Consider the following 15,128-nt stretch of genomic DNA (forward strand, 5'->3'; position numbering starts at 1 on the left):
CACGGCGCGGCGGGGGGCGCCTCCCGGCGCGCGTCGGTCGTGTGAGCGTCAGTCCCTCTGGGCCGGGACCGGCAGCAGGACCAGCGTCGCGTCGTCGTCCTCGGGCCCGTCGCCGTCGGACCGGTACCCGGCGGCCGCGAGCCACGCGCCGTTCGGCGACAGCGCGACGCCGTAGAGCGAGTCGTCGGGGCGATCGAAGCTGTAGCGCCGGTATCCGCTCGGATCGAAGCGCGTGTCCAGGGCGCCGTCCTTGTCGAACAGGGCGATCATCCCGTCGATGTTGCCCGTCGCGGGGGTGGCGCTCCCGACCATCACGACGCGATCGCCGGGCAGGACGAGGAGGTTGCGCCCGCGGTCGTTGTCGCCGGCCACGTCGAGGAGGACGCCGCCGCCCACGCCCCAGGAGGGGTCGAACCCGCCCGTGGCCGTGACGCGGAAGGACACGAGATCCACGGCCCCGCTCTCCTCGGAGCGCCCGTATCCGGTGGTCACGTACTTGCCGTCCGACTGGCGAGCCGCGCCGTAGGCCTCGGCCATGCCGACCGGGAACGGCGAGAGCCTCACGACGCCGTCCGACGAGAAGGTCGTGTCCGGGGTGCCGTCCTGGTTCAGCCGCAGCAGCACGATCTGGTTCCTGCCGCCCACGCTCGTGTAGCCGGAAGAGAAGATCTTGCCGTCGGCCTGCACGAACCCGTTGCGCGGGTTGTCGCCCAGGTTCAGCCCGTCGACGTCGAGCGTGTGGACGCCCTCCGTCGCGAACGTGGTGTCCAGGGCGCCGTTCGCGGTGAGCCGCACGATCGCGCGATCCCGATCGGCGCGGGCCGCCGCCTTCCTGCTGGCGAAGAGGACCAGCCGATCGCTCGCGTCGCGGTCGGCGCCCCAGAGCAGATCGCCCGTGTTGCCCTCGCCGGCGCCGAGATCGTGGATGGCGATGCCCCCGGTGCCGAACGTCGTATCCAGCGTGCCGTCGGTGTTGAACCGCACGACCGCGAGATCCGCGTCCGACGGCGTGGCGCTCGGGTCGTGCTCGACCTGGCCGGCGAGCACGATCTTCCCGTCCGACTGCAGGACGATGCCGCGCGCGGTCTCCGTGGTCTTGCCTGCGACCACGTTGACCCTCGCGACCCCGTTCGTGCCGAAGGTCGTGTCGAACGAGCCATCGGTCTTGAAGCGCGCCACCGCCATGTACGTGTCGCCCGCCACGGCCACGTGCCCGGCAGCGTAAGCTCTGGACTCGGCGTCGAACGCGACGGCCCAGAAGCGGTCGTCCGTGGCTTCGTCGAGCGCCACGACCCCTGCGAATCCCGTCGACCAAGGCTCCTCGCCTGTGTCGCTGCCGCCGGTGCCGCCGCCCTCGCCTGCGCCGCCGCCTGTGTCGCTGCCGCCGGTGCCGCCGCCCTCGCCTGCGCCGCCGCCTGTGTCGCTGCCGCCGGTGCCGCCGCCCTCGCCTGCGCCGCCGCCGCCTGTGTCGCTGCCGCCGGTGCCGCCGCCCTCGCCTGCGCCGCCGCCGCCTGTGTCGCTGCCGCCGGTGCCGCCACCCTCGCCTGCGCCGCCGCCGCCTGTGTCGCTGCCGCCGGTGCCGCCGCCCCCGGAGCTCGCTGCGTCGCCGGAGTCGTCTCCGCACGCAGCCACTCCGCCGAGCAGCACGCACCAGGAAAGTCCGAACGTCGCGAGCACGGTCCGCTGCGCGGACAACCAGGTTCTCTTCACAGGCATGGTCGGCAATTCCTTCATGAACATGAAAATGAAAGTCGTTATCTTTGTTGGATATAGTCTTGCATGCCGTCCACGCTGTCAAGAGGTTCCGCTGTTGCCATCCCGCCAAGGCCTTTCCTTGCTGGAAATGCCGCCTGGACGTGAAGGTGTGGGAATGGCGCGGTGGGTTGGAAGCGCGGCGTGTGACGCGCCTTTGACGATGCCCGCACCGCGCTGCGCGACGCTGTCTGGGGCACCTCGCGCGCGGGCAGGCCTGCTCGGCGATCCATGACCGCGCGGCGCGCAGCGGCGGAGCGACTTCGCCTGGGGGGGCGGTTTCCCTCCGGAGCACGGAGGATCGCGGCCGGCCGGCCGGAGAGGGCGGCCGGCCGAGGTCGCAGCGGGAGTCCCGGCGGCGGCCGGGCCAGCGGCGTTCGGGCGCCGCGCAGGCTGCGTCAGAGCAAGGTCAGGAGGCGTCGGGCGCGGGCCTCGGCCGCCTGGATGATCTCCGCGGACTCCGGCTCGGGGAGCTCGAGCTTCTTGCTCAGCGCGGCGATGTACTGCTTCTCCGCGTCGTGCTGCTCGCCATCGACGAACGTGAGCAGCACGGCGTGCTGCAGCAGCGCGCGGCGATCGTCGCCGCCGAGCTCGCCGAGCGGCACGTCGTCCAGGGTCCTTCGCTGGGAGGCGTAGGCGCGGATCTCCTTCGCCTGGTCCTCGCTCGCCTCGAACGCCGCGATCAGCCCCTCCACCATCTCGCGCTCGGCCTCGTGGAACTCGCCGTCCGCCCACGCCACGCTCACGAGCGACTTCACGATCGCCATGCTCTGCTCTTGCATGGCGACGAGTGTCGTCGCTCCCCCGGGGCAACGTCAATCGTGAGGGGAGGGCGCCCTCGCCTCGGCGCGCGGGACGATCTGGAGCGCTCCCCGTGCGAGCGGCTCCGTCAGCGAGGCGAAGACCTCCGGCCGCAGCGTTCCAGCGAGCCCGGCGCAGAGCAGGGCGAGCGCCAGGAGCGCAAGCCACAAGGACAGACCTCGCCGGCGCGGAGCCACCAGCGGCACAGGCGGCCTGCTGCCGTCGTCCATCAGGGCGACCGGAGCGGATCCGGGCGTGGCGCGCTCGGACGCAACGGGGCTCAGCGCCCCGGCGAGCGGCGCGCGCGCGCCGGGGATGGCGCGCGCGGAGGTGCCGGAGACAGCAGCGACCGGCGGCGGCGTGAGGGTGAGGTCGAGGCCAGCGAGCGCCTTCATGCTGCGCGCCGCGCGGCGCTGCGCGCTGCGCTCGGACTGCGCGGCGAAGCGCGCGACGAGCTCGTCGACCCGGGAAGCGCCTGCACCGACGCCATCCGCGGGAGGGCGCGCGCTCCGGGATCGCCGCGAGGCGTTCCACACGATCGCGTCGATGGGACCGAGCTCGGCCGGGCACGGCGTCTCTTCCGGCTCTGCGTCGGCGGGCGGCTGCTCGGGAGCTGCGTCGGCGGGCGCGAGGTCAGCGGGAGGCTGCTCGGGAGCTGCGTCGGCGGGCGACTCCTCGGGAGCCAGATCGGCGCGCGGTTCCTCGGGAGCTGCTGCGTCCGCGGACAGTCCCTGGGGAGCTGCGTCCGCGGGCGGCGCGCCGGCGTGCGCGGTTTCTGGGCCGTCTGCCTCCGCAGCCAGCAACGGCTCGATCGACGCGGCCGGAGCCGTCGGGTGCGGCGCAGCCGGAGCGTCGCCGTCGCGCTGCGCCGGAAGGGGCCAGGGCAGCGTGTGACGCGCCGCGGGCGTCTCGTCGAACGGCGCGACGGCCGCTCGAGGAACGACAGGCCCGGCGAGGTCTGCCCGACGAACGAGCGGCCAGGCGCCATAGGCCGGTGTGACCTGGAGCGCGGCGTCTGTCGCCATGAAATGGATGGCGGGCGCGCGCGACGTCTCGATGGACTCCGGGACCTCGCTCGCGCTGGCAGGCGCGTCCGCCAGGTGCGAGGGCACGGCCCTTTCGGCGGCCTCCCTCTCCTCCCAGACGGCCGTGGCCACGGTCGGCGTCGGCTCCTGCGAGAGCGGCGCGACCTCGGCGGGATCGGGGGAGAGCTCGACGAGGATCGAATCGGTCGGCGTCGGTTCCCGGGAAGGCAGCGCGGCGGCGGTGGAATCCGGGGAGAAATCGACGAGGAGCACCTCGATCCCCTCGGGGCTCGTGAGCGCTTCGCCGCAGGCAGAGGGGCCGCAGGCGACGGGCGATGGCGCGGGCCGCGCTTCTTCAGGAGCGATCTCCGCCGCCGCGCGCGCGAGCGGCGCCACCGGCGCGATCGTCCGAGCAGGCTCGATGAGCTCCGGGACGACCGGGATCTCGGCCGGCGCTGCGGCCTCATGGAGCTCAACCACCGCCTGCACGACGGTCGGGGTCGGCTCCGGCAGCGCCTCGACCTGCTCGCCGGCGTGCGCAGGCGCCGGCGGGCGCTCGGGACACGGCTCGACAGCTACCGCCCCGGCAGCATCGCCTGCGCTCGCAGGCGCGGGGAGCGCCACCCCGGCGATTGCACTCGCGACGAGCCCGGGGCTGAGCGTGAGCTCCACGACCGCAGGTGCGACCGGGCCGGGGCTGAGCGTGAGCTCCACGATGGGATTCGGCAGCGGGGCAGCGGGGGCGTCGCTGCGCGCGGCGGCGGCGGTCGGATCGCGCCGCGCTTGCTCCGCTTGCGGCGGCTGCATCTCGTCCGCTTCCGGCGCCGCAGGCTTCGCCTGGACCCCCGGGCGCGGGCGCCTCAGCCGGCCGGCCTCCTTGGCGCGCAGCGTCTCACGGGCGAGCCGCGCCAGCGCCCGCCGGGCGGCGTTGCGGTTCACCGGGATCAGCGCGGCCTCGAGCTCCCGCGCGACCGCCTCCGGGTCCTGCTCGTGCGCGGGGCGCGGGCGCGCGGTCGCCGTGAGGTTGGGCATGCTGCCGGCGGACGCGGCGAGGAGCCGGGCGAGCAGGTCGCGGAGCAGCCGCGCCGCCTCGGCCGGCGCCACCGCGTCGCCGCGCGTGCGCACCGTGACGGTGCCCTCGGTCGTGAGCAGCAGCGCGCGATCGTCGAGCCTGAGGGGCAGGCGCGACGTCGCGTCGCTGACGGCGAGCGCGAGGTAACCCGAGGTCTCCGGCGCCAGCGAGGCGCTCCGCGCGTGCGCCGCCGCGACGACCTCCTCCAGCGTGACGCAAGCGCTCACGAGCGCCCCCGGCCCGCCGTGTCGCCCGGCCCGCCCGCGCGCGCCGGCCTGACCGGCACCCCCGCCGCCTCGAGGTACGCCTTCGCTTCGCCGATCGTGTACTCGGCGTCGTGGAAGATCGACGCGGCGAGCGCGGCGTCGGCGCCGCCCTCGACGAGGCCGGCGCGCAGGTGATCCAGCGTCCCGACGCCGCCCGAGGCGATCACCGGGACCGGCACGGCCCGCGCGATGGCGGCGGTCAGCAGGAGGTCGTAGCCGTCCCGCGTGCCGTCGCGGTCCATGCTCGTGACGAGCAGCTCGCCCGCGCCCGCCCGCGCGATCTCCTCGGCCCACGCGACCGCGTCGCGCCCCGTGTCCCGGCGGCCGCCGTGGGTCACCACCGTCCAGGCCACGCGCGAGGGATCCGCGATCCGGCGCGCGTCGATCGCCACGACGATCGCCTGCGCACCCCAGCGGTCCGAGGCGCGCCGCACGAGGTCGGGATCGTCGACGGCGGCCGTGTTGATCGCGACCTTGTCCGCCCCCGCGTCGAGGAGCGCCTTGATGTCCTGCTCGGACTTGACGCCGCCTCCGACCGTCAGCGGCGTGAACAGCACCTCCGCCGTGCGCGCCACGACGTCGAGGATGATGCCGCGCTTCTCGTGCGACGCGGTGATGTCGAGGAACGTGATCTCGTCCGCGCCCTCGGCGTCGTAACGGCGGGCGGCCTCGACGGGATCGCCGGCGTCCCGCAGCCCCACAAAGCGGACGCCCTTCACGACGCGGCCGTCCTTGACGTCGAGGCACGGGATGATGCGCTTCGCGAGCATGCGTCCCGCGTTAGCCTACCTGCCACGCCAGGGCCAACTGTTGCGCTGTGCGCCCGCTCCGGCGCCGCGGGGGGTGTCCTCGCGCGCCTCTCGCACGTTTTGCCGGCATTTCCGGCCGCCGGGGAGGCGCCGCGCGCCGGCCGCAGCGCCCGGAGCCTGACCGCGCCGCGGTTCCTCGCTACCATGGCGCCATGCACTGCCCGCACTGCGGGAGACCCGTACCCGAGGGCTCGATCGCGTGCCCGCACTGCGGCGCCGCGCTCGCGCCGCCGGGCGGAGCGGCCGGCTACTACGGCATGAGGCCCGCGGCCCGCACCATGGTCGGCGTCACGCTCCCCGACCTGCTCCGACAGACGCCGTCCGCCCCCGCTGCTCCGGGCGGCGCGGGCCCCGGCCAGGCCGCGCTGCCGCCCATGGCCGGCGGGCCGGCCGCCGCCTCGCGCACGATCGTCGGCATGCCCGCCGCGATCTTCGGGGCGGCGCCGGCGCCGGCGCCGGCCGATCCGCGCCTGGCCGGGGGCACGCTCGTCGTCGGGACCCCGGCTGCAGTGGCCCCGGGCGCGCGCCTCGACGCGCACGCCGCGCCGCTCCACGCGGCGCCGGCCTCACCGCTCCACGCAGCGCCGGCCGCGCCGCTCCACGCGGCGCCGGGCGAGCTGCGCCTCGACCACACCGTGCCGATCGGCCCGGGCCTCGCGGCGCCGCGCGCCCCGGCGCCGCTGCCCGCCGTGTCGCGGACGCTGGTCGGCGTCGCCCGGCCGGGCATCGCGCCGCTCGCGCCCGGCGCCCCGGCCGACCCCGAGCCCGATCCCGAGCTCGACGCGCGCTACCAGCCGGCCGGAGAGCTCGGCGCCACGATCGCGCCGGCGCGCTTCCGCGCCCCTCCGCTGCAGAACCCGGCGCTCATGCGCCCTCATCGCCTGAAGCAGCGGCTCCCGCCGCCGAAGGGCGAGAGGCGCCCGCGCACGTCGCGCCGGGCCGTCGCCGTCGTCGTCGCGGGCGGCGTGCTCGCGCTCGGCGCGGTCCTGTTCGCGCTCCTCTGGCCGAGCGCGCCCCCGGTGACCGCGCGCGCCCGCGCCGACGCCGGGGGCCGCGAGGTCATCGAGCTCCGGTGCGACAGCTGTCCGGACGGCACCGCGGTCTCCATCGGCGAGGGGCGCGCGACCACCGCCGGCCGCGTCGCGCAGATCCCGCTCGCGAGCCCGCTCTCCGTCGGCGAAAACCGGATGAAGGTCGCCATCGACCGCCCCGGCAGCGGGCGCGACGAGACGGTCGGCGTCTCCATCCACGTCGCCTACCGGATCCGGCCCGACCTCGGCACGCTGCAAGGGGAGCGGCCCTCGATCCAGGTCGTGGTCGAGGCGAGCAAGGGCACGCAGGTGCTCCTCGACGGCAAGGAGGTCGCGCTCACGAGCGGCCGGGCCATCGAGTCGATCGACGTCACCGACGCGGTCGCGGGGCCCTCGGACGAGACGAGGACGCTCAGCCGGCAGGTGCCTTACGCCGTCACGCCGCCCGACGGCCCGCGCGAGCAGGGCATGGTGAGCGTCGCGGTCGGCATCGTCCCGCTCACCATCGAGTCGCCCGGCCCGAGCGTGGTCATCGACAAGGAGAGCTTCGTGCTCGCCGGGCGCACGGCCCGCGGCGCGCAGATCTTCGCCGGCGCGCACCCGATCGCGGTTCGCCCCGACGGCACCTTCGCGCACGTGATGAACGTCTCGTCCGTGGGCGCGACCCAGTTCGAGGTGCGCGCGAAGATGCCGGGGATGGCGCCGCGCATCGCGAAGCTCGCTGTGCGCCGCGTCGACCGGCTCGACACCGCCGCGAAGGAGTTCGCCGCCCGCGGCGCGATCGGGTACGCCGAGCTCGCCGCCGGCGGGAAGGACCCCATCGGCAAGCCGATCGCGCTGACCGGCGAGGTCCTCGAGGTGCGCCGGCAGGGATACTCGACGCTGATCCTGCTCTCGATCCCGCCCGCGTCCGGCTGCGCGGGCGGGAAGGCGAGCGGCGCGGCCGCCGCGCCGCGCCCTCCGGAGGCGTGCAAGGTCCGCCTCGTCCATGGCGCCGACAACCCCGCCCAGCGCGGGGACACCCTCACCGCCTACGGCAGCGTCGCGCCGCCGTTCGTCGCGCCGGGCGGCGCCGAGATCCCCGAGGTGCAGGTCGAGTTCACCGTGAAGGGCGGCCGATGAGCGCCGCGCGCACCACAGCGCCCGGCCCTCGAAGGCCGCGTCGCGCCCGGACGGCGGGCCTCGCCGCGGCCGCGCTCCTGCTCTCCGCCGCGGCGCCGCTCGCCTTCGCCGACGCGGTCGACACGAGCCGGCCGCACACGATCGTGGTCGGCGCGCCCCGCGGCTTCGCCCCGAGCGAGCGGCTCGACGCGCGCCGCACGGGCCGCTCCGCCGCGCGGCTGCCCTTCCCGGCGCGCGAGGCGTGGCGAAAGCAGCTCCGCGGCGGGATCGACGCCGCGCCGCTCGTGGACGCCGCGGGCGATCTCCTCCTCACGCTGACGGTCCCGGAGGTCGTCAAGCTCGGCGCGGACGGCCGGGAGCGCTGGCGCGTGCGCATCGGCGACAGCGCGCCGCTCGCGCCCGCCGTGCTCACGAGCGACGGCACCCTCGCGCTGATCACCTCGTCCGGCGTCGCCGTCGGGCTCACGCCTGCGGGGAGCGTGCGCTTCGCCGTCCCCCTCGGCCTCCGGGGGCGCGACGCCGACGTGACGCCCCTCGCGCTCGACGACGGCGGGCTCGTGGCGGCCCTGGGGCGCTCCCTTGTCGAGCTCGCCGCGGACGGGACCGTGCGCGCCCGCGCCGAGATCGCGGAGCGCGCGACGGGCGCCTTGCTCGCGGGTCCTGAAGGCACGCTCGTGACCACCGAGTCGGGCGCGGTGCTGACCTGGCGTCCGCCCGGCGCGCCGAGGCGGCTCGGCTCTCTCGGGGGCGTGCCTCGCCGCGGCGCGGCCCTCGCCGACGCCCGCACGCTGCTCGCGGTCGTCGACGCCCGCCGCCTGGTCGCGCTGGATCTGCCGACAGGGACGGCCGGGGTCCGCGCCGGCGCGGCCTTCAGCGCGCTCGACGGGCCGCCCGCCATCGGCGCCGGGGGCGTGGCCGTGGTCCTGTCGACGACCGGGCTGCTCCTCGGGGTCGACGCGTCGGGCGACCTGGCGTTCCGGGTCGCGATCGACAGGCCTCCGGGGTCCCCGCCCGCCGACGGCGGCCTCTCCGGCTTCTTCGGCCCGGTGGACGCGAAGCCGAGCCCGCCGGTGGTGATCGATCGCACCGGCCGCGTCGGCTTCGTGCGCGCGGGCGGACGCGCCGGCGTCGTCGAGGCGGACGGCAATGTCTCCATCGCGGCCGAGCGCGTCTGCTCCGCGCCGATCGCCGTCCTCCCTGCCGGCGAGGAGCGGATGGCGATCGCCTGTCGCGACGGCACCGTGGTGATGCTGGCGCGCTAGCGCCGGCCGTCGCTCGTGCCCAGAGCTGCGTGCCGACGGCCGAGCTGGCCGGCAGCGCTGGCCGCCCAGCTCGGTCGATGGATCCTGCGTCCTAGCTTGCGGTGCCCGGGCTCCACTGCTTCCAGGTGCCCCCGTCCTCCCAGTACAGCCCGGACTCGGCCGCCGTCGTCTTGTACCGCGCGATCGTGATCTGCTCGTCGAGCGCCGCCGCGCCGGTCTCGTCGTACAGGGGGGCGGCGAGCGCGTCTTCGGGGATCATGTGCATGCTCACGACGAACTCGTCGGCATTCGCCTCGACGACACAGAACCCGTTGCTCGTGGTGTTGCTGAAGGCCAGGTGCGGATTGGCCTTCTGCATGCTCTCGTCGAGGTCGATGTCCTCCGCCCCCAGGACGTCTTTCAGCGTCGGATGGCTCGCCAGCTGCTTCGCCAGCACCGAGCGGTACGTGGTCGACGAGATCGCGGCGCCGCCGAACTCCACGATCTCGGCCGTGGCGCCCTCCACAGCCGCCGTCCCTGCGAGGAAGGCGCCGAGATCACCGGTGATCGACACCACGTTGCCCTCGACCGCGGCGAGCATCCCGATGAGCTCGTCCCGTTCCTTGCGGAAGCCGTCCCAGCCGTCACAGCTCAGGTAGAAGTGCCGGGTGAGCGTCTCCTCCTCGAGCTCCGTGGTGTGGGCGAGGACGAGCTGTGAAAGGGGGTGTTCGTTCCCCCATACCTTCCAGGTGCTCCGGGAGTCCTCCATCGTCTTCTGGAACCACGCTCTCTGCGCGTCTCCCATGACGACCCCGCGCGCCACGTCGGCCTCGACAGCGATCCTCGAGATCGGGTCGAAGGACTCCTTGACGACGAGGTAACGCGACCCGAATGCGCTGTAATAGTCCGTCTTTCCGAGATCGGCGTAGGCGAACCCGACCTCCATGAAGCTCATCTCGGTTGCGCTGATGAGGGGCACCGGGGCCATCTCGGGCCTCTGCGCGTTCAGCTTCGCGACGATCTCGTTGACGACGCTGGCGCTGATGGGGCGCAGCGACTCGTTCTGAGCGAACCCGAGGAGCGGGTCGAAGCCGAACAGGTCCGCAGCATCCTCCAGCGCCTTCTCGTAGCGATCCCAGGTGGGGCTGTTGATGTCCCCGATGTAGCGGCTCGCATAGGGCAGCAAGCTGGTCGAGCTCGCCCCGAGATCCAGGAACTCCGGCTGCTGAACGATGACCTTCCCCGGGAAGGCGTCCTCCGGGATCAGGTGATCCGCGCGGTAGGAGCGGAGATCCGTCATCACGAGGTGGACGTGCTTCCCGAACGGGAAGTCCCGGTAGATGGTGATGTCGCCCGGGTACTCGACCGCGCTGTCGTAGCGGAACTCGTCGCCCTTCGGAGCATTCGGGTATTCGGCCGGCATGTACTCGAACCAGGCCTGGTTCGCCGCCTTGCGCCGGTCCTCGTCCGTCTCCGGCTCTCGACCGTCCAGGTAGGTCGCCGTCGCGCCGTGGCCATCGTCGGAGAACTCGTGATCGCCCCAGACAGCGATCATGGGAAAGAGCTCGTGTACCCGCTGCAGCGCCCGGTCGGACCGGTACGCCTTGTAGAGCTCCCGGTAATTGCTCAGCGACTTGGCGGCGTGGTAGGCCGCGCCCTCCGCCGGCTGGAAGGCGATGGCGCCGTCCACGTCGGAGAAGGAGATGCCGCGCTCCCCCGGGGGGGCCTGGAGGCTCGGGTTCCCGGTCGTCTCGTGGATGTAGCCACCGAGGTGGACGACGAAGTCGAGCTCCTCTTTCGCCAGGGCCACATACGCGTTGTAGTAGCGACCGATGTAGTCCTGGCCGGACACGAAGGCGAAGCGCACCGGCACGTCCGCGTCGAGCGCGGGCGCCGTCCGCGTCCGCCCGACGCGCGAGCTGACGCAGCCATCATCTGGCCTGTAGTAGAAGCGGTAATAGTACGTGGTGCCGGGGCTCAGGCCGCTCACCTTGACCTTGACGCAGTGATCGAACTCCGCCCGGGCGGTCACGCGGAGCTGCGTGCTGCCCGACCCCGCCGTGACCACGTTGTCGGAGCTCGGTGTGAGCTCCACGAGCTGCGTGAACCCCTCGTCGAGCGCGACCACGAGCGCCAGGTTGAGATCCGACTGCGGCTGCTTTCTATCGATGAGCCGGGTCCACAGCACGACGCTATCGTGCCGCGGATCGCCGGAGGCCACCGACTGCGGGAAGAACGCGTCATCCTGGTGCACGTCGCATGCGCCGATGGCGTCCCCCTCATCGGAGCAGGCAGTCGGCACGACCACCGAACCAGCGGTCACCAGGGTGGCGCGAAGAAAGTCTCGGCGTCTCATCATCGATTCAAGTCCTCCAACGACGGATACACCCCGAGCGCTGCGCGCGCAACGGCGGCGCCGGCGCCGCCGTTGCGCGCGCAGCGCCGCCGCCGCGCGCGGCGCTCCTCGCGCTCGCTCGAGCGGCGCGGGTCGCAGCATGGCGCCTCCTCGCGAGGAGCGCGAGCGCCACTTGACGTGCCGAGTCAGGCGGCATCTCGTGTGCGCCCCACCCGCTGAAGGCACACCATGTTCCAGACGAGCCTCTCCTCCGAAGCGCTGCGCGGCGCGCTCTCGCGCCTCCGCAGCGGGCGTTCTGTCTTCGACCACACGGGCGCGCGCCAGCCGGTCCACACCGTCTATGGCGGCGCCCACCTGTTCAAGGCCGACACGGCCCGGAAGCTCGGGGCGGTGGCGCTCCGCGCCGTCGAGGAGCACGCGCCCGACTTCGCCGCCTTCGCGCGGGCGATCGGCCTGCCGGGGGCCGAGGGGCTCCCGGAGGGGCGCGCCGACGCCCTCGCGCTCGCGGCCGCGATCGAGGCGGGCGGAGGCGCGGCCGAGGGCGCCTCCGGGGCTGCGCGGCTCGCGCACGCGGTGCACGCGCGCGTGCTCGACAAGCTCCGCCGCGAGCCCGTGGAGGACCTGCGCATCGATTTCGAGGACGGGTACGGCGTGCGCCCCGGGAACGAGGAGGACGCGCACGCCGCCGCCGCCGCGCGCGAGGTCGCCGTCGGCATGGCCGCGCGCAGCCTGCCTCCGTTCCTCGGGATCAGGATCAAGCCGCTCGGCGACGGGTGCGCGGAGCGGAGCCTGAGGACGCTCGACGTCTTCTTCTCCGCGCTCATCGCCGCGTCGGGCGGCGCGCTCCCGCCCGCCTTCGCGGTGACGCTGCCGAAGGTGGTCGCGCCCGAGCAGGTCGCCGCCCTGGCCGACGCCCTCGACGCGCTCGAGGGCGCGCTGCGGCTGCCGGCCGGCTCGATCCGGATCGAGCTGATGGTCGAGACGCCGGCGTCGATCATCGGCCCGCGCGGCGAGATCGCGCTGCCCGGGCTGGTCGAGGCGGCCCGCGGGCGGTGCGTGGCGGCGCACTTCGGGGCCTATGACTACACCGCGAGCTGCGAGATCACGGCCGCCCATCAGCACCTCGCCCACCCGGCGTGCGACTTCGCGCGGCACGTGATGCAGGTCGCGCTGGCCGGCTCGGGGCTCTGGCTCTCCGACGGCGCGAGCAACCTCCTGCCCGTCGGCCCGCACCGCGCGCGCCCCGGCGGCGCGCCGCTCACGCCGCAGCAGAGCGAGGAGAACCGTCGCGCCGTCGTGGGCGCGTGGCGGCTGAAGTACGGCCAGGTTCGCCGCGCGCTCGAGGGCGGCTACTACCAGGGCTGGGACCTGCACCCCGGGGAGCTGCCGGTCCGCTACGCCGCCACGTACGCGTTCTTCCTGGAGGGCGTCGATGCGGCCGCCGCGCGGCTGCGGAGCTTCGTCGAGCGGGCCGCCCAGGCGACCGTCGCCGGGACGGTGTTCGACGACGCCGCGACGGGGCAGGGCCTCCTGGGCTTCTTCCTGCGTGCGATCGGCGCGGGGGCGATGACGGAGGGCGAGGCGGCGGAGAGGACCGGGCTCACGCCGGACGAGCTCAGGGGCCGATCTTTTCAGGCCATCGTGGCGCGCCGGAGCGCGTGATAGGAGAGCACCGGAATGGCCCGGTTCGCGGAGGGCCCGAGCGGCGAGGAGGACCGATGAGCGCGATCACGACGCACGTGCTGGACACGTCACGGGGCTGCCCGGCGAGCGGCGTGCTGGTGGTGCTGGAGGTCGGCGACGACGGCGGCTACCGGGAGGTCGGGCGGGGCACGACCGACGGCGACGGCCGGCAGAAGGGGCTGCTGCCGCCCGGCGAACGGCCCCTCCAGGGCCGCTACCGCCTCACCTTCCACACGGGCGCCTATTACGCGGCGCTCGGATGCGAGAGCTTCTATCCCACGGTGTCGATCCTCTTCGAGATCCGGGACCCGGCGCAGCACCATCACGTCCCGCTGCTGCTCAGCCCTCACGGCTACACCACGTACCGAGGCAGCTGAGCGCGTGTCCGCGCGAGGGCGCCGTCCCGCGCGGCGAGCGCGACGCGTGCGCCTGCCGTCCGTGGTGCGCCCGGAGGCGCCGCGAGGTCGACGGTCGGGCGGGGTGAAGGAGGTGTCCCACATGATACGATGGCAGGTGCCCGTCGGTGGGCGACTGTGAGGGTGAACGGTGGGCGCTCTACGGATTCGTTCGGGTGAAGCTCGGGATCGCCGGCGCGGTGCTGGCTGGCTGGCCGTCGCGATGGCCGCGCTCGGGCCGGGCTGCGAGCAGCAGGTGCGGAGCTTCGTCGACGGCGACGGCGGCGCTGGCGCCGCTGGCGGCGGAGCAGGTGGTGGGTCGGGCACGGCGGTCGGCGGCGGCGGGGCTGGCAGCGGCGGCGCTGGCAGCAGCGCGACGGGGGCCGGTGCGGCTGGCGGCGGCGCGACCGGCGGCGGCGCGAGCGGCGGTGGCGCGGCGGGTGGTGGGGCGACGGGTGGCGGCGCGAGCGGCGGTGGCGCGGCGGGTGGTGGGGCGACGGGTGGCGGCGAGGCCGGCGGCGCAGCGGCTGGCGGCGGCGAGGCCGGCGGCGACGCAGGCGGGGGCGGCGGGACCCCTGTCGAGTGCTCTCCCGACGAGGCGCGCTGCGCCGGCGATCGCATCGAGGTGTGCGGGAGCGACGGGCGGTGGGGTCTCGCCGGTTGCGCCGGGTGGTGCGGCGCGGGCCGGTGCGTCCTGCCGCCGAGCTGCCGCCTAGGCGAGACCGGGGCGGGCGAGACCTGCGGGCCGGAGCGGAACCAGCCCTGCTGCGCGAGCCCGCGCATTCCGGGTGGCCGGTACGACCGGAGCGACGACGCGGCGTATCCGGCAGAGGTGAGCGACCTGCGCCTGGATCGCTACGAGGTCACCGTCGGACGGTTCCGCAAGTTCCTCGAGGCGTACCCCGCGAGCCGACCCGCGGCCGGCGCTGGAGCTCACCCGGCGATCCCGCGGAGCGGCTGGGACGCGGCGTGGGACTCCCGTCTGCCCGCGAGCCAGGCGGCGCTGAGGGATGACTTGAAGTGCAACCCGGGATTGCACTCGTGGACTGACGACGCGGGCGGGAACGAGCTCAAGCCGATCAGCTGCGTGAGCTGGTTCGTCGCGTTCGCCTTCTGCGCCTGGGACGGCGGGCGGCTCCCGACAGAGGCGGAGTGGAACTACGCGTCGGCTGGCGGGAGCGAGCAGCGGGCGTATCCGTGGGGCAACGCGTTTCCGAACTCGACCTACGCCGTGTTCGACATGACGGGCAGCGCCGTCGTCGGCTCGAGATCGCCGAGGGGTGATGGCCGGTGGGGGCAGGCCGACCTCGCGGGGAACGTGTGGGAGTGGACCCTGGACTTCGAGGGGGCCTACCCCCAGGCGTGCCGTGATTGCGCGAACGTCGAGCGTGGCTCCGCGCGGGTGATCCGCGGCGGCAGCTGGTGGCAGCCTGAGCCGGAGGACCTCGCCGCTCGCTTGCGGACCGGCTGGGACCCGACCGACAGGACGGACGCGCTCGGCGTGCGTTGCGCAAGGAAGCTGTAGGGCACGCAGCCCCTCGTGGGGCCGGCGCGCGCCGGGGAACGGGCGGACGC

At 74.6% G+C, this 15,128-nt stretch carries 10 protein-coding genes; 5 read left to right on the forward strand and 5 right to left on the reverse strand.

The genetic code is table 11. The features are described from left to right. Positions 1-48 precede the first annotated feature (48 nt). The 4 genes from ACSRUE_RS18835 to hisF form a co-directional block, all read right to left on the reverse strand. On the reverse strand, positions 49-1,716 hold the full coding sequence (locus ACSRUE_RS18835) for a delta-60 repeat domain-containing protein (RefSeq protein WP_441292188.1): 1,668 nt from the start codon (positions 1,714-1,716) through the stop codon (positions 49-51). Between the two features lie 434 nt (positions 1,717-2,150). After that, entirely contained in the window at positions 2,151-2,534 is a 384-nt protein-coding gene (locus tag ACSRUE_RS18840) for a TerB family tellurite resistance protein (protein WP_441292189.1), read from the reverse strand. 33 nt (positions 2,535-2,567) lie between these two features. Continuing rightward, entirely contained in the window at positions 2,568-4,877 is a 2,310-nt protein-coding gene (locus tag ACSRUE_RS18845; RefSeq protein ID WP_441292190.1) for a hypothetical protein, read from the reverse strand. Next, positions 4,874-5,686 (reverse strand): imidazole glycerol phosphate synthase subunit HisF, encoded by an 813-nt coding sequence (gene hisF / locus ACSRUE_RS18850; protein ID WP_441292191.1) that lies wholly within the window; start codon positions 5,684-5,686, stop codon positions 4,874-4,876. Before hisF ends, ACSRUE_RS18845 begins: the two co-directional genes overlap by 4 nt. Before the next feature lie 191 nt (positions 5,687-5,877). Between hisF and ACSRUE_RS18855 the strand changes: the two genes are divergently transcribed. Both ACSRUE_RS18855 and ACSRUE_RS18860 read left to right on the forward strand, forming a co-directional pair. Further along, complete coding sequence (locus tag ACSRUE_RS18855; RefSeq protein WP_441292192.1) at positions 5,878-7,878, forward strand: zinc-ribbon domain-containing protein; 2,001 nt, start codon at positions 5,878-5,880, stop codon at positions 7,876-7,878. Then, positions 7,875-9,140 (forward strand): hypothetical protein, encoded by a 1,266-nt coding sequence (locus tag ACSRUE_RS18860; RefSeq protein ID WP_441292193.1) that lies wholly within the window; start codon positions 7,875-7,877, stop codon positions 9,138-9,140. Before ACSRUE_RS18855 ends, ACSRUE_RS18860 begins: the two co-directional genes overlap by 4 nt. 91 nt (positions 9,141-9,231) lie before the next feature. Here ACSRUE_RS18860 and ACSRUE_RS18865 read toward each other — a convergent pair whose 3' ends face one another. Continuing rightward, entirely contained in the window at positions 9,232-11,478 is a 2,247-nt protein-coding gene (locus tag ACSRUE_RS18865) for an alkaline phosphatase D family protein (RefSeq protein WP_441292194.1), read from the reverse strand. Positions 11,479-11,703: 225 nt separating this feature from the next. On the opposite strand from ACSRUE_RS18865, the gene ACSRUE_RS18870 reads away from it, so the two are divergent. The 3 genes from ACSRUE_RS18870 to ACSRUE_RS18880 all read left to right on the forward strand — a co-directional run bounded on the left by ACSRUE_RS18870 (position 11,704) and on the right by ACSRUE_RS18880 (position 15,078). Further along, the gene (locus tag ACSRUE_RS18870) at positions 11,704-13,137 is read left to right on the forward strand and encodes a DUF6986 family protein (RefSeq protein ID WP_441292195.1); all 1,434 of its coding nucleotides are present in this window, start codon (positions 11,704-11,706) and stop codon (positions 13,135-13,137) included. A 56-nt stretch (positions 13,138-13,193) separates the two neighbouring features. Next, positions 13,194-13,535, forward strand: a complete 342-nt coding sequence (gene uraH / locus ACSRUE_RS18875) for a hydroxyisourate hydrolase (RefSeq protein ID WP_012238509.1) — start codon at positions 13,194-13,196, stop codon at positions 13,533-13,535. A gap of 241 nt (positions 13,536-13,776) precedes the next feature. Beyond that, positions 13,777-15,078, forward strand: coding sequence for a formylglycine-generating enzyme family protein (locus ACSRUE_RS18880; RefSeq protein WP_441292196.1), 1,302 nt, complete (start codon positions 13,777-13,779; stop codon positions 15,076-15,078). Positions 15,079-15,128: the final 50 nt, after the last annotated feature.

The sequence above is a fragment of the Sorangium sp. KYC3313 genome (assembly GCF_052075895.1).
Classification (GTDB): Bacteria; Myxococcota_A; Polyangia; order Polyangiales; family Polyangiaceae; genus Sorangium; species Sorangium cellulosum_B.

Excerpts from the sequence above, each read along its gene's own strand:
- ACSRUE_RS18840 (WP_441292189.1), bottom strand. The coding sequence starts at position 2,534 with ATGCAAGAGCAGAGCATGGCGATCGTGAAGTCGCTCGTGAGCGTGGCG.
- uraH (WP_012238509.1), top strand. The coding sequence starts at position 13,194 with ATGAGCGCGATCACGACGCACGTGCTGGACACGTCACGGGGCTGCCCG.
- ACSRUE_RS18860 (WP_441292193.1), top strand. The coding sequence starts at position 7,875 with ATGAGCGCCGCGCGCACCACAGCGCCCGGCCCTCGAAGGCCGCGTCGC.
- hisF (WP_441292191.1), bottom strand. The coding sequence starts at position 5,686 with ATGCTCGCGAAGCGCATCATCCCGTGCCTCGACGTCAAGGACGGCCGC.
- ACSRUE_RS18880 (WP_441292196.1), top strand. The coding sequence starts at position 13,777 with ATGGCCGCGCTCGGGCCGGGCTGCGAGCAGCAGGTGCGGAGCTTCGTC.
- ACSRUE_RS18870 (WP_441292195.1), top strand. The coding sequence starts at position 11,704 with ATGTTCCAGACGAGCCTCTCCTCCGAAGCGCTGCGCGGCGCGCTCTCG.
- ACSRUE_RS18835 (WP_441292188.1), bottom strand. The coding sequence starts at position 1,716 with ATGCCTGTGAAGAGAACCTGGTTGTCCGCGCAGCGGACCGTGCTCGCG.
- ACSRUE_RS18865 (WP_441292194.1), bottom strand. The coding sequence starts at position 11,478 with ATGATGAGACGCCGAGACTTTCTTCGCGCCACCCTGGTGACCGCTGGT.
- ACSRUE_RS18855 (WP_441292192.1), top strand. The coding sequence starts at position 5,878 with ATGCACTGCCCGCACTGCGGGAGACCCGTACCCGAGGGCTCGATCGCG.